This is a genomic window from Alteribacter aurantiacus DSM 18675 (assembly GCF_000429705.1).
Classification (GTDB): domain Bacteria; phylum Bacillota; class Bacilli; order Bacillales; family Salisediminibacteriaceae; genus Alteribacter; species Alteribacter aurantiacus.
Genome location: NZ_KE386942.1, coordinates 58,847 through 75,563 on the forward strand (window position 1 = coordinate 58,847; position 16,717 = coordinate 75,563).

The 16,717-nt window shown below is 40.6% G+C and carries 20 protein-coding genes and 1 riboswitch; of the genes, 6 read left to right on the plus strand and 14 right to left on the minus strand.

Features of this window, described 5'->3' with window-relative positions; genetic code table 11:
- The first annotated feature begins 41 nt into the window (after positions 1-41).
- A complete protein-coding gene (locus G476_RS0115475; protein ID WP_026690893.1) occupies positions 42-239 on the plus strand; it encodes a hypothetical protein in 198 nt (65 codons plus the stop codon).
- Here the strand turns inward: G476_RS0115475 and G476_RS23645 are convergent.
- The 3 genes from G476_RS23645 to G476_RS0115485 all read right to left on the minus strand — a co-directional run bounded on the left by G476_RS23645 (position 199) and on the right by G476_RS0115485 (position 1,418).
- A complete protein-coding gene (locus G476_RS23645; protein ID WP_156906606.1) occupies positions 199-666 on the minus strand; it encodes a hypothetical protein in 468 nt (155 codons plus the stop codon). The genes G476_RS0115475 and G476_RS23645 overlap by 41 nt on opposite strands.
- The gene (locus tag G476_RS0115480; RefSeq protein ID WP_026690894.1) at positions 666-854 is read right to left on the minus strand and encodes a hypothetical protein; all 189 of its coding nucleotides are present in this window, start codon (positions 852-854) and stop codon (positions 666-668) included. The genes G476_RS23645 and G476_RS0115480 overlap by 1 nt, the downstream gene beginning before the upstream one ends.
- A 72-nt stretch (positions 855-926) precedes the next feature.
- A complete protein-coding gene (locus tag G476_RS0115485) occupies positions 927-1,418 on the minus strand; it encodes a hypothetical protein (RefSeq protein ID WP_026690895.1) in 492 nt (163 codons plus the stop codon).
- Positions 1,419-1,547: 129 nt separating this feature from the next.
- Here G476_RS0115485 and G476_RS0115490 point away from each other — a divergent pair, with 129 nt between their 5' ends.
- A complete protein-coding gene (locus G476_RS0115490) occupies positions 1,548-1,847 on the plus strand; it encodes a hypothetical protein (RefSeq protein WP_026690896.1) in 300 nt (99 codons plus the stop codon).
- A 43-nt stretch (positions 1,848-1,890) separates the two neighbouring features.
- Here the strand turns inward: G476_RS0115490 and G476_RS0115495 are convergent, their stop codons facing one another.
- The 6 genes from G476_RS0115495 to G476_RS0115525 all read right to left on the minus strand — a co-directional run bounded on the left by G476_RS0115495 (position 1,891) and on the right by G476_RS0115525 (position 6,812).
- Positions 1,891-3,465, minus strand: coding sequence for a SpoIID/LytB domain-containing protein (locus G476_RS0115495; protein ID WP_026690897.1), 1,575 nt, complete (start codon positions 3,463-3,465; stop codon positions 1,891-1,893).
- Positions 3,466-3,699: 234 nt separating this feature from the next.
- Positions 3,700-4,083, minus strand: coding sequence for a DUF1761 domain-containing protein (locus tag G476_RS0115500; protein ID WP_026690898.1), 384 nt, complete (start codon positions 4,081-4,083; stop codon positions 3,700-3,702).
- 72 nt (positions 4,084-4,155) lie between these two features.
- The gene (locus tag G476_RS0115505; protein ID WP_026690899.1) at positions 4,156-5,040 is read right to left on the minus strand and encodes a S16 family serine protease; all 885 of its coding nucleotides are present in this window, start codon (positions 5,038-5,040) and stop codon (positions 4,156-4,158) included.
- Positions 5,037-5,597, minus strand: coding sequence for a DUF3267 domain-containing protein (locus G476_RS22960; protein ID WP_026690900.1), 561 nt, complete (start codon positions 5,595-5,597; stop codon positions 5,037-5,039). Before G476_RS22960 ends, G476_RS0115505 begins: the two co-directional genes overlap by 4 nt.
- Positions 5,598-5,710: 113 nt before the next feature.
- Entirely contained in the window at positions 5,711-5,968 is a 258-nt protein-coding gene (locus G476_RS0115520) for a hypothetical protein (protein ID WP_026690901.1), read from the minus strand.
- 55 nt (positions 5,969-6,023) lie between these two features.
- Positions 6,024-6,812 carry a serine hydrolase gene (locus tag G476_RS0115525; RefSeq protein ID WP_026690902.1) on the minus strand — a complete coding sequence of 263 codons (789 nt, stop codon included), beginning with the start codon at positions 6,810-6,812 and terminating at the stop codon, positions 6,024-6,026.
- A 106-nt stretch (positions 6,813-6,918) separates the two neighbouring features.
- On the opposite strand from G476_RS0115525, the gene G476_RS0115530 reads away from it, so the two are divergent.
- Positions 6,919-7,305 (plus strand): rhodanese-like domain-containing protein, encoded by a 387-nt coding sequence (locus G476_RS0115530; RefSeq protein WP_245579684.1) that lies wholly within the window; start codon positions 6,919-6,921, stop codon positions 7,303-7,305.
- Positions 7,306-7,526: 221 nt separating this feature from the next.
- Here the strand turns inward: G476_RS0115530 and hemG are convergent, their stop codons facing one another.
- A complete protein-coding gene (gene hemG, locus G476_RS0115535) occupies positions 7,527-8,903 on the minus strand; it encodes a protoporphyrinogen oxidase (protein WP_026690904.1) in 1,377 nt (458 codons plus the stop codon).
- 445 nt (positions 8,904-9,348) lie between these two features.
- On the opposite strand from hemG, the gene G476_RS0115540 reads away from it, so the two are divergent.
- Positions 9,349-9,957 carry a hypothetical protein gene (locus tag G476_RS0115540; RefSeq protein ID WP_026690905.1) on the plus strand — a complete coding sequence of 203 codons (609 nt, stop codon included), beginning with the start codon at positions 9,349-9,351 and terminating at the stop codon, positions 9,955-9,957.
- A gap of 60 nt (positions 9,958-10,017) precedes the next feature.
- On the opposite strand, the gene G476_RS0115545 is transcribed toward G476_RS0115540, so the two are convergent.
- The 4 genes from G476_RS0115545 to G476_RS0115560 all read right to left on the minus strand — a co-directional run bounded on the left by G476_RS0115545 (position 10,018) and on the right by G476_RS0115560 (position 13,480).
- Positions 10,018-11,346 (minus strand): TrkH family potassium uptake protein, encoded by a 1,329-nt coding sequence (locus G476_RS0115545; protein ID WP_026690906.1) that lies wholly within the window; start codon positions 11,344-11,346, stop codon positions 10,018-10,020.
- The gene (locus tag G476_RS0115550) at positions 11,347-12,012 is read right to left on the minus strand and encodes a potassium channel family protein (protein ID WP_026690907.1); all 666 of its coding nucleotides are present in this window, start codon (positions 12,010-12,012) and stop codon (positions 11,347-11,349) included.
- Between the two features lie 189 nt (positions 12,013-12,201).
- A riboswitch (cyclic di-AMP (ydaO/yuaA leader) is annotated at positions 12,202-12,357 on the minus strand.
- Positions 12,358-12,653: 296 nt separating this feature from the next.
- Positions 12,654-13,292 carry a histidine phosphatase family protein gene (locus G476_RS0115555; protein WP_026690908.1) on the minus strand — a complete coding sequence of 213 codons (639 nt, stop codon included), beginning with the start codon at positions 13,290-13,292 and terminating at the stop codon, positions 12,654-12,656.
- Complete coding sequence (locus G476_RS0115560) at positions 13,289-13,480, minus strand: SE1561 family protein (protein ID WP_026690909.1); 192 nt, start codon at positions 13,478-13,480, stop codon at positions 13,289-13,291. The genes G476_RS0115555 and G476_RS0115560 overlap by 4 nt, the downstream gene beginning before the upstream one ends.
- A 203-nt stretch (positions 13,481-13,683) precedes the next feature.
- Here G476_RS0115560 and G476_RS0115565 point away from each other — a divergent pair, with 203 nt between their 5' ends.
- A complete protein-coding gene (locus G476_RS0115565) occupies positions 13,684-14,604 on the plus strand; it encodes an ArsR/SmtB family transcription factor (protein WP_051314871.1) in 921 nt (306 codons plus the stop codon).
- Positions 14,605-14,901: 297 nt separating this feature from the next.
- The gene (locus G476_RS0115570; RefSeq protein WP_026690911.1) at positions 14,902-16,713 is read left to right on the plus strand and encodes a glycoside hydrolase family 2; all 1,812 of its coding nucleotides are present in this window, start codon (positions 14,902-14,904) and stop codon (positions 16,711-16,713) included.
- The last annotated feature ends 4 nt before the right edge of the window (positions 16,714-16,717 follow it).

Genomic DNA, 16,717 nt, shown 5'->3' on the forward strand with positions numbered 1-16,717 from the left:
CGTATACACACCTAACCCCAATTCATTAAGGAGGAAAAACAATGGAATACAATCGAGAAAAGATTGATCAAGCAAAAGAAGAGACGAAATTCATTGATACCATGGTGTCCCATAGAATGAAAGGGATTCGTTGGGCGGCAATCTTGGGCTTTTTCATGATGATCGTAACCGTCTTGATAAAAATTAGAGAAAATAATGCTACGGTCCAAATGAAAGAGACTTGGGCCGTCTGCGGATGATTGTTCTCCTCTTTTTTTCTACACTGTTCAACTGAGAAAATAAACAAGTAAACGATAAACAAAGAATAGACGAGAAACATATAAAAAGAGTAGGCCACACAGTTGTCCACTCCATCAAAGGACCAAACACGCCACCAGCTAAAAACAAAACAGCAGATACGATTCCGACCAAACCTGATACAAAAGGCATTTGGGTCCAAAACGAGCGATTCAGTAGATTGTTCGATTTCTTCCCTTCAAGGGTAAAAAGCACATAAAAACCGACTACAATGACACTTACAATCATAAAAGTCATCGTTCCGGAGTGAATGACACTACACTCGCTTGCTACAGACTCCACTGTTCGTTGACTTCCTATGTATTCTAAAGCAAATAAGAGAAGACCAATAACTAAAACAGTCATCCCTTGCAATAACCAATGTTTCATTAAGACTCCTCTTTTAACACTTTACCAAGTACGATTCTGCCTACTACACTGCCTAAAATGGCTGCGATGACTGCAATCATGACGATGAGTAGCATGGGGCTTTCCGGTATGGTCAGTTCAACCACGAATACCGCACCTCCAACAAAACCGCCTGTAAATAACGCTTGTGGTATTCTTCGGTTATTCATCTTCGTTCTCTCCTTTTACCATTTAAAGCTTTTAAACGTGAGTAAATGTGTGAGACCTTAACGGAACGGACATCACATTTCAATATACTCTTTCATCTTATTTACATTCTTCTTATTCACACCATAGTCTACTAACGTAATCGGAATAATCGGTCTACTTTCAATCGTCACTACGGTTTTTTCAGCGTCCGTTTCTTCTACAATACAGGACAGCTTTTCGCCCCATGAGCGAAAAGACATTCCCGTTCTCCCACGAACAATTCCTTTCTCCATTTCAACGTCTTTCACTGATGCCCCACCTAAAGAATTGATTGCATTTTCACATCGTTTAACTGCATCTTCGCGTGAGAAGGTTATGGCAACTTTGGCCTCTTGTTTAATAGGACTGTTAAAAGACCCTTCTTCTTTTGTACCTAAGTAATGCAACAATCCTAATGTAATGGTCATGATTGTAGCGAAAATAACTGAGCCAATTACAGTAGGTAATAGAGCACCATAAACGAAGTAAGTGCCTATACCGTATGGAATGGCACTAAATACAAACAACATCGCTATTCGTTTCATGCTAACGCCTCCTCCGTTTCCCTGTCTATTCTGGCAATCTATTCCAATCTATGTAAGGGAAAACGGGGATTTCCGTTTTGCATTTTCATCCTTATGGGAAGAGGAGAATATAGAGAAGGAGTGAGACCAATGAATGCTTATGCCAAGTTCTTGGGGGCAAAAAAGGAAAAAGATCGCCACATGGTTTTTCGGATTCTCGACTATCTTTCTTATGTTCTGTTTGCTCTGTTTCTTTTGGTCATGATCACCGATATCGCGCTATTACCTGACGTCTTCCTTGTTCCCGCTTTCTTTTTCATTGTTACGCTATATATTGGTGGAAAGGCAGTTGAAGGTCTTGTTGATGGTGTATATAGAGTGATGTTTATTTATGGTCCGCCGGCTCTCCTTAGCTTCGTCACCGGAATTGTTCTCCTTTTTATGCTATAAAAAACACGGAGTGACTCGTGAGCCGCTCCGTGTAACCTTCCCTTTAATAATACAACTCTAGTTCAATGCCTTGGTAGAAATGTTTCAAGATCTCTTCGTATGACCATCCTTTTACAGCCATACCAACCGCACCTACTTGAGACATGCCAATCCCATGGCCCCAGCCTCCACCGTACACTTTAAATCCAGTTACGTCGTTTCCTTCTTTCATTGGTTCAATAAAAAATAACGTGCTAAGAAGGGGGCTCGGATTTCCGCTAGCATTAATGTATTGAAGTGCCCAACGAATTTGATCTTTCTGCTCATAAAACGTACCGTTTTCCGTTACAAATTCAATTTCATACACACGACCGGAATCGGATCGTTCAAGGACATTAATCTCTAACACTTCTCCTACGTCTGTGTTAAACCTCTCACTCAAAACGAGGCTAATTTCTTCTGGTGTCCACTCAAAATTCCATCTGTAATATCGTGACCAGTCCGCTTCAAAGCTCTCTTTTTTCGCTCGGAGGGACCGGGAATTTGCATGATTTTTAAACATTTCCAACGTTGGTACATTTTCAAGAGCTCTGCCTCTTTCTGAAACAGGCACTCCTCGTAGATAAGGAACTGCTGGCGAGTTCCATATGTCTTCGTTATTCGCCGTGAACCCGCCGCTTGTGGAGTGGTAAACGGTTGTGATCAATTCCCCATCATACGTGGCAACCACAGCTTTTGTATCTTGAACAGCTCCTGTTGAAATCGGGTGCTCGTTATCGTATCCACCATAAACTTGATCGGCTGTCGTTGGTAGAAGGTCGTAACCATCCGAACTGCGCTTCCCTAGGTTGTTCAACGCGTAGGTACGTGCGGCAATTGCTTGTGCCTTTTGAGCTTCTACTGCATCTAGTCCACCAAATGGCTCAGGTGGTAGCTCGTGAGGAACAACTCCTTGCACATAATCATCGATGTTCACTTCGTTAATCCCAGCTAACGTACCACTGCTGTTAAATCCAACTTCTCCGATGCCTCGATAATTACTTCCGTTCATCTTTACAAGATTAGTAGACGAGGTAATCACGACTGCCTCTTCAGAGATCACTTCTCCATTAGCCCCGCTTACTTTGATTGTCGTTTCCCCGTCAACGGTCGTAATTTGTCTCCAAAAAGAATCTCCCCCTGCAAGACCCTTGGAGATGACTTCTTGTCTAAACACTTCTCTTTCACCCCAAGTGGCATCAAGAGAGAATTCTCCAATCAACAACCGTGTGAATTCCAAATAAGGTTCCAGGTAAGTAGGATACCCTTCTGCTTCTGCTAACGCAACCCACTCGTCAATCGCCGCTTGGCTTGTTGTGGATCCTGCCTGCAATCTAAATAATGTCTCAATATCAGCCGTGCTTTCAAGAGTAACGGTTGCATCTTCGTTTGATCCTTCATAAATCGTTTCTCCCGACTCTTTTGTTTCGATGGTGAAATCTCCTTCACTACCAATAGTGATCGTTTCAGCCGTTGGAACAACCCCGATTCGAACGTCTGGCTCTCCCTGTGTTTCGGCATGACTTACTGTGCCCGGCAAAAAGATAGCGCTTACAAGAAGAAAAATGATAAACATGTTCATGATTGATTTAACTCTCATTTCCCTAACCCCCCAATATTATTAAAACTATATTTAATAATATAAAACAATTTTCTGAAATTCTGTTTTAGTTTTGGGAGAATTATACTTTTGAACTATTCTGTTTTTTCTTTCATAAGGAGGTGAGTTGTGGAAAATATGTATTTTTTTACACTTTAATAGACCTTTAGTAGAAATCCAGGTTTCACAAAATAAAAAAACAGGCAGCAAGCCACCTGTTTTTTGTGAACGATCTTATACGACTACCATCACTGCACCAATGATTGTTAAAGCGAGCAGGTGATAACCCGCTGCCAGTACAAAAGTGAGTTGTTCATTTTTCGTATGTGCTCCTAGCCCAAAAAGAAAGTCTTTTCCATAGGCTAGTGTAACAATAACACCAGTTAATAGTCCTACTAGAAACCCATCTATGATTGTTTGTGCTCCGGCTACTTGTAAAAGCAAGTACAATACAACAGTAATCACTAGCGTTACTAAACTCACAAGGCCATAGTTTGGTGGGTTTGCTTCTTTTATGTTCAAAACTTCTACCCACTTGTTTCCAAAAAGCAGGGGGGAATAGTAGAGCATCCCAATGGAAATATAAATGATAACGCCTAGTAGTATGGATAAAATCATCTGTTTTCCTCTTTTCTTTTCTGCTAAATATAAGGTCGACTTTAAAGCCTGTAAAACATATCCTCTCCAACATTAACGATCATTTATGTTTTCTACCGCCTTTTTCGCCTCTTCAACTGAAGCAACACCAATAACAGTCATACTCAGTTTTTCTTCTTTTATAATCTCCTCGGCCTCTTTCAAGTTGCTGTTTGGAACGATCATGTATGGAAATTGGTTTTCCTCGGAAATAAGCAATTTCTCCCGAATCATGCCAACCTCTCTCACATGACCGTCTGCCTCCATCGTTCCTGTAACACCGATCGGGATGCTGTTTTCCAAGTGACCAGCGTTGATAAGAGCTTTCAATCCAATCGCTAATCCTGCGCTGTTACCTACTAGGTCATCGCGATTGAAATAATTGTAGGCAAAGGCAACGTCCTCCCCCAAGTAGGCTTCGGCATTATTCCGAAATCGCTCGAAATCGGTGGTTACTAAACCGATCCATCCTACTAGTTCACTTGATTTCCCTCTGTATCGCATGCGATTTGTGATTGGGTAAACGTCATAAACCTTCTGATCCTGTCCTTCTATATACCACTCTAGCATCTCTTCGTCTTGGATATATTGGACGTGATGAAGGTTGACAGATAAAAGATAGATGTTAGAATTCCCAAGCAGATCTTCAGGTTCAAGGTATCCACTTATTTCATATGTATGACTTTCATAGTTTAACAGTCGGATCTCAAAAAGCATGAAAAGAGATAATAAGATCAAAGTCGCCACAAAAAAGGACTTCTTTCGACGCTCCCTTCTGAATATAACGACAGAGCCAGCTGCTAAAATCATCAGCACTAGGAAGCTCCCGATTAGCACAAACCCGTTTATCCACTCCAAAAGGTATGCGCTCAGGAGAAGGGCATACACACAAATCGATACGACCACGCTCAGTAAGATGATCTTGTTTAAAGTTTTCATCGTTGCACCTTCCTCACGTAGATCATACACCCGATTTGACTTTCATGATCTTGTACATAGACACCTTTTTGGTACGTTCTGAGGGATCGAATAATGAGTACGTCTCCCAACGAAGTGAGGGTCATAATGGTTCCAACCATGAAGAATAAGTAATTCCCAAATAGAAACGCATACCCTAAAGGAGCAACGCCTAAAACAATGGGCGCGAGTACCGCAATTCGGTAGTGCTCGATTCGCATCGGAACTTTACAGTGAGCGTAAGGCATGAGTTGTTTCCACAATATACCGAACTTTACATCCGTCCACCTAGCTTTTCCTACATAAACGTAGCCGAGGGCGTGAATGAGTTCGTGGATCGTAATCAAGACGAGAAAAGTAGGTAGGAGTATTAGATATAGAGTTCCGGTTATACTTCCTATTCCCCACACAAATCCATAAGCCAGGAACAAACCGAAAAGGAGAAAAATACTCCAAATCAAAACCTGAATATTGACTTTCTTCGGATCAAGGGTTTCGTCTATTTGTTTGTATTCTTCTCTGTTTAATCTAATTGGCATCTCATGAATCCTTTCTGATCGTTTTTCCCCAAAAGTAATGGGCGCCGATGAATGCGACTGTAGCGATCACACCTACAACCATTCTCATACACACACCTCTCCCTTCAATAGACTTAGGGTTTTCCACCAAACAACGTTGCAATGATATACCCTAACACCATAAGAATATAAAAACTTGCTGTTAACAAGGCATTCCCGATCATCCCAATTTTTGTTTTTCCTAAGTAGCCAAAGAGTAGGCCTAGTGGATTCACAATAAACGTGAGTAACCAAAAACCACTACTCTCTTGAAATACTACGGTTGGTACCCAAGATATAATGCCAATGAAGAGACAAAAGTAACTAATGAAGATCCAACCTTTTTCGGTCATATAAGGGGCTCTTTGTTCTTGACTTAAGGAATATTCTGGTAAAAGTTTAACATAATTAAGGAGCGTTTAAGTAATCATATACTTGCTTACCCACTTGTTGAATCAATGCCTGTCCATCGATGTTTCGCTCGAGCTGGTCTGTCATCACAGTCACGTAAGCCGTTTTATTATTTATCTTGATTATGCCGCCATTGTGCTCCATTTTTATGTCATCTCCTGTTTTATGAGCAACAAACGCCGTTGGGGGAAGTCCGTCTGAGAACAAATACGGAAGTTTATGAATCAACTGCTGACCTGTTAAACATGAAAGGAGAAAGGCTTTGTTCCCCTCTTCCAATTCTGTTCCTTGGTCGATCAACATCAAAAACCGATTCATATCTTTGGCAGACATGACGTTTTTTAAAGGTTGTTCGTTCGGATTTGTATGCATGATCTTCCGTTGAATCTTCGTCCCTTCGCAGCCCGATCGATCAACCACCTCTTGTATATAAGGAATGCCTACTTGATCAATGATTACATTTGTTGCTGTATTATCAGACACTGTAATCATAAGGGAAACGAGTTGTCGATACGTAAGGTGAACATCGCCCGGCATATGAACAAGGACGCCTGTTCCTCCGATTTTTTCGCGGTCCGTTACCACTATCAATTCATCAAGGTCCACATCTCCTTCTTGACTGAGCATTAACAAAGCGTAGGCACAAGGGACTTTAATCAAACTGGCCGCAATAAGAGGAACGTTAGACTGATAACCGATCTCTTCATCTCCTATGCGTATATGTAAAGACACATCTCCGGTCAAGCTCTCACATAAAAGCATGATTTCTCTTTTTAAATCGTCCATGTTATCTCTCCATTCTTTATCGTCTCCTTTTATTCTATCGTTTTGTATCCATTGACCACATACCCATACGGGTATATAATAAATGTAGATTTCACTAAGGAGGACGATGATGAATACAAATATTATTTTTTATTCCGTTATAGCCCTCATTGTCGGGTATCTTTTATATAATCAATTTTTCGCAAACTTGGGAGTAAGCCAAGTTGACACTGACGAGTTTGAAATCCTTCTGAATGATGACCAATACTATGTGGTGGACGTAAGGGAAACCCATGAGTATAACGAAGGGCATATCGACGGAGTACCAAACGTTCCTTTAAGTACACTTAATGGAAATATGGATCAAATTCCAAAGAATCAAACGGCTGTGATTATTTGTCGTTCTGGTAATCGAAGTATGCAAGCGATTCGAAAGTTGGAGGCAGAGGGGTATGAAAACTTGATCAATGTGAAAGGCGGTATGCTTGCGTGGAACGGGGACGTGGTTCGTTAGGTTTACTTTTGTTTGGTAGATTGAAGAGATTCATTATAAACGGTGAGAATTCATTATTTATGCGCGAAAATTCATTATATATCTAGAAAATTCATTATAAACAAGTAGATTTTCATTATATCCACCAAATCTTTCATTATAAAGGAGCGAACGACGATAACGATTCTTAAAATTAAACAAACACCCCTTGGACCTTTCTCATCAGCCCAAGGGGTGTTTGCTTATTCCATTGCCTTGACAATGGCTTCTGCTGTCTCTTTCCCGTTTTTAATACACGCTCCGATTCCTACACCGTAGTAGGAACAACCAGCGAGGGTGATGTTTGGAAACAGCGTAGCCATTTTTTCTTCCAAAGCCGTCACTGACTCTGTGTGGGCAGTATGATAATTTGGCATTTTTTGATCCCAATCGGTCACTTCTACAACTGTTGGGTCCTCATTAATCCCCAAACTCTTTTTAATATCGTTTAAAGCAAAACGAATAAACGCTTCATTATCCATCTCCATAAGTTCAGGGTAAACACGGTTGGTGCTTTTATAAAACAACCTTACTAATAGTTTCCCCTCTTTTGAGGTGTGTGCCCATTTTTTACTCGTCCACGTGCATGCATCACACTGAATGTCATTTTCTCCTGAAACGATAAATCCCGTCCCATCAGCGGGAAGCCTGTCTACAGAAATGTCAAAGCCGAGGTAGACGGTTTTGATAGATGAATTTTTAAGACGATCAAAATCCAGATCAACTTCAGAATTTCCAAGCAATCGCTGCGTCACGTCATGAGGAGTGCTAAGGACCATTCCGTCCACAACAAGCTTCTCTCCATTTGCCAATTCGAGAAGGTATTCGTCTTGTTGTTTCTCGATTTTATTCACGTGTACGCCTTTTAGGATTGAATGATGGGTCAGCTTCTCTTCCATTCGATCAATGATCGTCGATAGTCCCCCTTTAAAAGAAAGGAATTTTTTACTCGAGCCAGCTTTAAACGTCTCTTTATGTGCTTCGAGCCCTTTAATGATGGAACCATACTTCTCTTTATAATCAATCAAAAATGGAAGCGTAGCCCCAACAGTAAGCTTATCGAGGGTCCCTGAGAATACACCTGATAAAACAGGAGCAACCTGCTTTTCAACCAATTCTTCGCCTAAAAAATACGTGAGGAATTCTCCCACCGAACTTTCTTTCGTGAACTGGTCATTTGATGTTTCCAAGTCCTTTAACGCTGCCTTCTTTCCTTCTTCCGACACGAGGGTGCTCTCAAAAAGAGAGTCCATGCTTGTAGGAATACCAAAGATTGTATCCACCGGAATCGGATACAACGTATTATTTGTATAAATAAAAGACACACCTGACGAGTTGTAAACGACGTCATCTTTCAATCCGAGATCTTCAATTAAGGGCATCACGCTCTCATGACGGGCTACAATTGAATCAGCTCCGGTCTCCATAATGAATCCATCTCGTTTAATCGTATGTATTTTGCCCCCAAGGTGATCGTTTGCTTCAATCAACACCAGCTCAACATCCGTTTGAAACTTGTTTAAATAGTGCATGGCAGTCAAGCCTGTTATGCCTCCACCAATGATTGCAATCTTCTTCATCATCATCACACCTATAATCAGCATCTTATTTTCCTTCATTTTACCATAATTGACACGTGTAAAATATGGACAAGTGATGGACGTCTTTGACTGATTGTAAAAAAGGTATACCCCCCTTTTAAAACCGAAGCCACTGAAAAAGTACAGCCCAACTTTTTCACTGCCTTTATTTGAATGGCAATGGCTCCACTCGGTTGCGCGCCTGATACGAGAAACCCACTCGTATCAGGCTTTCAAAACAGGCAACCGTTTCGCTCATTGCTTCGAAGGCACTGAAAAAGTTAAGGATCGAACTTTTTCAGTGCCTTCTTTAAAACCACGTTTCAGAAGGAAAAATAAAAGGGATATATTAGAAGAAAATAATATCATTTACAGTCTGTTTCCGTCATTGATCTAGTGTTGGAGTCAGCAATCGGGGGTGAAGAAGCTGAAAAGAGTCATTGAAATGGTATTTGGAAGTCCTGTCCGTGAAAATAAGTTTCTGTTTATTGGCTATTGGTTTTTTGTCTCATTCTATTTTCTTTTCCTCTCCTTTGCCTTAGTGATTGGGATGTTGTCTGGTTACTGGATTCCCGTAGTGATTTTCGCGATCACAGCTCCGCTTCTTTTCAGAGTGGTGTATTACTTTAAGACGGTGATTTTAAAACGAATGACAAAAAAGGGCATAGTTATGATAACAGGTGCTTTTGTCGTGTTCACCTTCGGGGTCATCGGAGCAACCTTTTTATTTGCTGAAAATCTGGCAGTAAATGTGAGCAAAACGGTTTACCAAGGTAATCTTGAGGTATCTATCGGTTCTCTTAAAGGGGAATATCTTGTGGACGATCCAAGCATTATTCAAGAAGGGGCTGTGGTGATCCCTTACCAAGCTTCAGTTGGGGATGGAAGCTTCACGCTAGTCGTTGAAAGGGCCGATGAGATTGTGTGGGAAGAAGACATCATCGGTGCTTCAGAAGGCTTCATTGAATTTGTCGGGGAAGAGTCATCCTACGATATCCGAATCTACACGGAACAAGCAAAAGAGGTGCTGGTGAATCTTACATATCAGCGCTAGAGGTCAAACCTAATATTCCCTTCCTAAAAAGACCGCCTTCCATTGGAAAGCGGTCAAAAATCACCCTGTAAAAATATCTCCTTTTGGGTATCTAACATTACTTGGTTTCGATCTAGCAAGCGCAAATGCCAGTGTAATAGGTCCAATTCGGCCTATGATCATAAGTACAATAATGACTTGTTTACCAATTGGCGATAGCTCTCCTGTTAATCCCATTGATAAGCCCACAGTCCCAAAAGCCGAAAAAGCTTCGAATACAATTAAAATATAAGGAGCACTTTCCGTTATGGATAAAATGAATATACTTGTGAAAACGGCCAGTAAGCTTATAACCACAATGGCTAGGGCTCGCATGACAATATGACTTTGAATGGTTCTTTCAAAAACGACGCTTTCTTTTTGACCCTTAAGATAAGAAAAAACGGCAAGTACGATAACCAAGAACGTCGTAAGCTTAATTCCACTTCCTGTTGATGCACTCCCCGCTCCAATAAACATAAGCAGCAAGATAAACGTAATGGTACTTGCTTGCATATCGCCGATCTCAATGGTGTTGAACCCTGCCGTTCTTGGTGTTACGGCTTGGAAATAGGATGCCCAAATTCTTTCATACCATAAGAGTTGGCCAAGAGTATCAGGGTTTGCATACTCCAAAGCAAAAATGACAAGCATAGCGATCATATTGACTACCAATGTACCCACGATCATGATTTTCGAATGAAGAGACAACTCGCGAAATCTTTTCGTGACGATCATATCGTATACAACGGTAAATCCAATTCCTCCCGTTATAAACAATAGAGTGATAATCAAATTAACAGAAGGATCCCCAACATACTGAGACAAGCTATCAGACCAAAGGGAGAATCCCGCGTTATTAAAGGCTGAAATGGAGTGAAACAAACTTGTAAACAATCCAAAAGACCAGCCATATTCAGGAACCCAACGTATCGCTAGGAGCACGGTTGCGATTAACTCCATTGAAAAAGCAAAGATTAAAAGCATTTTAACAAGTTTGATCATTCCGCCAAATGTAGGTTGGTTAAAAGATTCTGATATTAAAATCCTCTCTCTTAGACCAATCTTTTTTCCTAAAGCGAGTACGATAAGAATCGCAAATGTCATCAACCCAAGACCACCGATTTTAATTAAAACCATAATGACAGTCTGACCGAAAACCGTAAAGTCAGAACCTGTATCCAACACAACTAATCCTGTTACGGTTGTTGCTGACGTTGCGGTAAACAGGGCATCAATAAAACTAATTCCTGTGATTGTAGATATAGGCAACAATAACAGGAGTGTTCCGACTAGGATCGCCCCTAAAAATCCGCATGCAAGAAATTGAGGTGGTGTTAAATCGGCAACTTTTGTTCGAAGATGCTTCATCTATAACCCCTCATCTTCAAAACGATCCAAATCATTTTTATGCCCCATCACAATCAAGATGTCATTTTCGTGGATTTCGTCGTCAGGTAAAGGGGAAATATTAAGGGCTTCCCCTCTTTTAAACGCCAAAATGGTCACCCCATACCTCGCACGCACATTCAAATCAACTAACGATTTTCCATCTACTTTCTTCGTAGCCAGGAGCTCCACAATACTGTAATCATCAGAAAGGTCAATAAAATCAATGATTTTTTCGGATGATATATTATGTGCAATTCGCTTGCCCATATCATATTCAGGGTGAACAACAAGATCAGCTCCGATTTTATCGAGAACTTTTTGATGGTAGTGGTTTTGAGCTTTTACCCATACTTTCAAAACACCCATTTCCTTTAAAACAAGCGTTGTTAAAATACTTGATTGAATGTTGTCACCTATAGCAACCACCACATGTTCAAAGTTCCCAATGCCTACGCTCTGTAATGCTTTTTCGTCTGTACTATCAAGCTGAACGGCATGTGTCGCATATTTTGCATATTCATTTACTTTCTCCTCTAGCATATCGATGGCTAATACTTCATGACCCATTTCATATAGTTCTTTACATACACTGCCGCCGAACCGTCCAAGTCCGATTACGGCGAATTGCTTCTTCTTTTTTGACATCTGCTTTCATCCTCTCAGTAATGTACGCTAAGGGTAATTTCCCCATCATTATTCATAAATATCATGCTTCATCAAATCGGCCCATTTGACGAAAAAAACCGAACGAAAGAGACTTCGTCCGGTTTTTTCCACAAGTAAATAAGCACTGCCTCTCATTTATTTAAAACGAGCAGCAGGCATTGGAAATAAATCCTGTCTCTTCAACGCTTACGGAGTTAGCTGTCGGATTCGGGCGCAAGAGTCGCCCTACGGCATTGTCTACCGATTCACCCCAAGGAGACAAGTCTCCATCTTAAGTGGGTCCCCCGCTTTCCGTGATTAACGGAAATTAAGCGATTGGTTTATTCAATTGATTGAGCATAGATTACTCCTCGGAATAAGGTTTGTAAAGATTCATATTTGATCAAATATGATCGTTTTCTCTGGTTTCATTAAAGAAATCCAATTAATACTTTAATTTAATCACCCTAGCTTATCATTTTGTGATTTTATAATTGGTTAATCTGTAGATATGTTTGTTTTAACTGAATTTTTGGCGTTAGTAACAAGCCTACTGGGTAATGTAAATTTTTTGTGAAAATAATTAATTATATATCCATTGATGAGAAAACAAAAAAACGGACCATATAAAAGGTCCGTTTTTAGTAAAGAACAGTTGTACTTTTTAAATCTTTATTTCTCTCTAAGTGATCCGTTTTGTTTACATAATGAAACTTCACCTGTTCACCTGAGCGCCATTCAATTTTTGTAATTCCCGTATTTCCAATCATGAACGGACGGGTCAACTCTTGCCATTTTGGTCCGGCAATTAAGTACATCAGAAAAATACTGATAAGACCGCCATGAGACACAACCGCGACTTTTTTGTTATCGTATCCTGCGCGAAGTTGTTCTACAACATACTCGCAACGGGCTGTAATATCTTCAACTGTTTCAGATCCTTCAATACCTGAAGTTAACAGGGACTTCGTTTCAAGACCAGGAAATGCCGCTTTCATTTCGTCACGGGTTTTTCCTTCCAATGGGCCAAGTCCAACCTCTCGTACTTTATCCCACGTGTGAACATCCAAAGGATGATGCTTCGCAATGGCATCGGCCGTTTTTCTTGCACGTCCTAGATCACTTGTGAAAATGGCATCGAGGTGTTCCTCTTGAAAAGCTTCACCTACGAGTTTCGCCTGTTCTTTTCCAAGATCAGATAAGGGAAATTCTGCGTGGCCTTGAATGATGCCCTTTAAATTGGCTTCGGATTGTCCGTGCCGAACGAGGTAAAGAATCATTGTCCATCCCAGCTCTTACGATATTGTTTTGCTTTGTTTTCAAGTTCATCAAGCATTTCGATAATGCGGTCGATATCTTCAACGCCCGCCTCTTCTGGGTCAATGCCATCAAGCATGGTCATCAGAAGTTCGATACGCTGATGTAGATATTTCATTTGTTCTTGTCTATCGTTAATTGCTCCGCCCATAAATTACGGATCTCCTTTCAAATAAAAACCGTTGTCCTAACAGTACCTAATTGTAACAAAGCCTTATATGTAAACTCAATACTTTGTGAGGAATTTCGACATCTTTGCCCGCCTCTTCATCTTCCATATTGGAAAAAATTCCACCTTTCACTTATACTTGTTTTGTTACGATAAAAACGTTAATAACTTCTGAGGTGATGAGTTTGAAGTCCTTACATTTAGGTTTTGACGAATCGTCATTAGCCGTTTATAAAGCCATTGCCAATAAACATAGACTTGAAATATTACGGATTTTAAGTGTACAGCCCCACAATGTGAACGAATTGGCCGAAAAATTAAATTTACCTTTTTCAACGACAGCCACTAACGTTAAGAAGCTTGAAGAAGTGAATCTTATCTCTACAGAGCTTGTACCTGGCAGAGGGACTCAAAAAGTAAATGCGAAAAACCTCGATCGCATTATCATTGATCTTTTCGAACACGAGCATCATGAAGAAAGTGATCAACGAATAACGATGGATATGCCCATTGGAGAGTACTTTGATTGCTTCGTGCAGCCAAACTGCGGATTAGTTGGCCAAGATGATTATATTGGTCTTCAAGACGACCCCCGCTCTTTTTATGAACCTTCTAGAAAACACGCCCAACTTCTCTTTATGAGAGACGGGTACGTTGAGTACCGATTCCAAAATAAAGTGCCTTATGGAACGAATGTAAAAGAAATTGAAGTTTCTGCAGAGCTTTGTTCAGAAGCACCCAACCATAAGATGGATTGGCCTTCTGACATTACTGTTTGGATTAACAACATTGAAGTTGGAACATGGACCTCCCCTAGCGACTTTGGCGGGAAGCGTGGATTTTTAACGCCGCAATGGTGGCTCACGAATTATACTCAATATGGGATGTTAAAGCGATTTAAAGCCACGGAGAATGGCTGTTATTTAGATGGGACTCCACTGAACAAACACGTGACCGTCGACAGTCTTGGCATCAAAGATTATCCTTTTATTTCTTTAAAAATAGGAATAAAAGAAGATGCTGTAAATAAAGGTGGGTTCAACCTGTTCGGCAGCAAATTCGGTAATTATGACCAAGGCATTCAAATGACAATTGCGCTAGATTAAACCATGTAAAGGCTGCTATATCTGCAGTCTTTTTTTCGTTAAACGCGGCTGAGCTGAGGCTCTGTTATAAGCGAATCCTACCCGTTCCTCATTTTCCCAGTCGGTCCATAGACGAGGGAGTGTCTAAAAACCTCACGATCTACTATTCTTTTTATTACGAAAAAAGGTTGATTATTACTATAAAAGCGCTTACAATAATTCCATAACCTCATAGACATTTATTTTTTTTACCTATTGCAACTAATAAAGTAGTAACAAAACAAATAAATCAGTAATTTAAGGAAGGTTGTGCTAATCGTGTTACAACAAGAAGAAACCCTCCGCACGGCATTAGATTTGTCCTACCCTCGTCCGCAATTTAAGCGAAACAAATGGATGGACTTAAATGGAACATGGGAATTTAACTTTGACTATGACAACAAAGGATTAAAAGAAAAGTGGTATAAAGACAAGGCATTTACTGATTCAATCCAAGTCCCTTTTTGCTACCAAAGTACTCTCTCAGGTGTTGAAGAGAACAGCCTACCGTCAGAAGTCGTTTGGTACAAAAAACAAGTGAAGCATGTTGAACAACCAACGAAAGATGGAAAGGTCATCCTTCATTTTGAAGCTGTTGATTACTATACGATGGTATGGGTAAATGGAGAATTTGTAGGTGACCATAAAGGTGGACATGTTCCCTTCTCCTTTACACTCCCAAGTGAGATGGTAGAAGACCACTTCACGATTACACTCCGAGTGGAAGACAAAACCAGTTGTAGCCAGCCGATCGGAAAGCAATCATGGAAAGAAGACAATTTTTTATGCTGGTACACCAAAACAACAGGGATTTGGCAGTCCGTTTGGCTTGAATATGTAAGCGATTCCTTTTTGAAAGAAGTTAAGATGACACCGGATATCGATACTGCTGAAGTGTTTATTGAAGGCTTTACGGAGGATGCAGGAGAAAATGCCCTACTCGACGTGAACATTTCGTTGTTTGGCAAAACGATTCAACGAGCCTCTGCCATGGTGACATACAACAAAGTAACGATGCGCTTAAATGTAAGCTCTACGTCTCCTGATTTCAGACTCGCCTATTGGACACCGGATGAACCGAATCTGTATGACGTTACCTTTTCACTTAGAGATGGTGAAAAAATCGTAGATAAAGTTGACAGCTACTTCGGAATGAGAAAAGTGAGCATAAGAGATCAAGATATTCTCTTAAACAACGAGCGTTGTTACCAAAAGCTGATCCTCGATCAAGGCTATTATGGTAGCGGTCTCATGACACCCGATTCAATTGAAACGATTGAAAGTGACCTTTTAAAGATCAAGCGCATGGGCTTTAACGGTGTAAGAAGACACCAAACCGTTGCTGATAACCGCTACATGTACTTGTGCGACAAACTGGGCCTTGTGATGTGGGCTGAAATGCCAAGTTCATTTGAGTTTGGGGATGAAGCGATTGAAAATACGACCTACGAATACCGAAAAATCATTAAAAAACATTACAACCACCCGAGTGTGATTGCCTATACCCCAATGAACGAATCATGGGGAGTCAATGAAATTCATTCCAACAAGCAACAGCAAAGCTTTGTGAATTCCTTATACTATTTAACGAAATCTCTCGATCAGACAAGACTCGTGATTGGAAATGACGGATGGGAACACACGCTTACAGATGTCTTAACTATTCACGATTATTCCCAGTCCGACCAAAACATCACTGAAAAGTATAAACACGATGAAGAAACATGGAACGGTGCTCCCTCTGTGACAAGCAGAAAATATAATTTCGCAGAAGGATATTCCTATCAAGGTCAACCGATCATGATGAGTGAATTCGGCGGCATTGCTTATACGGAGAAAGAAGAATTGGCTGAAAGTTGGGGCTATGGCGACCGTCCAAAATCAAAGGAAGAAGCGCTTAAGCGATTTGAAGAATTGGTTCACGCTGTGATGAAAAATGATGTGTTTTGCGGATTTTGCTATACGCAAGTGTCAGACGTGGAGCAAGAAGTAAATGGACTTTTAGATCACAACCACAATTATAAATTCGATCCTAATGAGATTAAACGTATCCTAGACTCACTTCAAACGGGCGGATTTACATTTGAATAAGGGG

Bases quoted from the DNA above. Each gene is read 5' to 3' on its own strand.
- G476_RS0115550 (WP_026690907.1), bottom strand. From the start codon at position 12,012: ATGTCAAAAAAGAAGAAGCAATTCGCCGTAATCGGACTTGGACGGTTC.
- G476_RS0115505 (WP_026690899.1), bottom strand. From the start codon at position 5,040: ATGAAAACTTTAAACAAGATCATCTTACTGAGCGTGGTCGTATCGATT.
- G476_RS0115520 (WP_026690901.1), bottom strand. From the start codon at position 5,968: ATGACCGAAAAAGGTTGGATCTTCATTAGTTACTTTTGTCTCTTCATT.
- G476_RS0115475 (WP_026690893.1), top strand. From the start codon at position 42: ATGGAATACAATCGAGAAAAGATTGATCAAGCAAAAGAAGAGACGAAA.
- G476_RS0115495 (WP_026690897.1), bottom strand. From the start codon at position 3,465: ATGAGAGTTAAATCAATCATGAACATGTTTATCATTTTTCTTCTTGTA.
- G476_RS23645 (WP_156906606.1), bottom strand. From the start codon at position 666: ATGAAACATTGGTTATTGCAAGGGATGACTGTTTTAGTTATTGGTCTT.
- G476_RS0115480 (WP_026690894.1), bottom strand. From the start codon at position 854: ATGAATAACCGAAGAATACCACAAGCGTTATTTACAGGCGGTTTTGTT.
- G476_RS0115485 (WP_026690895.1), bottom strand. From the start codon at position 1,418: ATGAAACGAATAGCGATGTTGTTTGTATTTAGTGCCATTCCATACGGT.
- G476_RS0115500 (WP_026690898.1), bottom strand. From the start codon at position 4,083: ATGATTTTATCCATACTACTAGGCGTTATCATTTATATTTCCATTGGG.
- G476_RS0115525 (WP_026690902.1), bottom strand. From the start codon at position 6,812: ATGGACGATTTAAAAAGAGAAATCATGCTTTTATGTGAGAGCTTGACC.
- G476_RS0115555 (WP_026690908.1), bottom strand. From the start codon at position 13,292: ATGATTCTTTACCTCGTTCGGCACGGACAATCCGAAGCCAATTTAAAG.
- G476_RS0115545 (WP_026690906.1), bottom strand. From the start codon at position 11,346: ATGAAGCATCTTCGAACAAAAGTTGCCGATTTAACACCACCTCAATTT.
- G476_RS0115490 (WP_026690896.1), top strand. From the start codon at position 1,548: ATGAATGCTTATGCCAAGTTCTTGGGGGCAAAAAAGGAAAAAGATCGC.
- hemG (WP_026690904.1), bottom strand. From the start codon at position 8,903: ATGAAGAAGATTGCAATCATTGGTGGAGGCATAACAGGCTTGACTGCC.
- G476_RS0115560 (WP_026690909.1), bottom strand. From the start codon at position 13,480: ATGGGCGGAGCAATTAACGATAGACAAGAACAAATGAAATATCTACAT.
- G476_RS22960 (WP_026690900.1), bottom strand. From the start codon at position 5,597: ATGCCAATTAGATTAAACAGAGAAGAATACAAACAAATAGACGAAACC.
- G476_RS0115540 (WP_026690905.1), top strand. From the start codon at position 9,349: ATGGTATTTGGAAGTCCTGTCCGTGAAAATAAGTTTCTGTTTATTGGC.
- G476_RS0115530 (WP_245579684.1), top strand. From the start codon at position 6,919: ATGATGAATACAAATATTATTTTTTATTCCGTTATAGCCCTCATTGTC.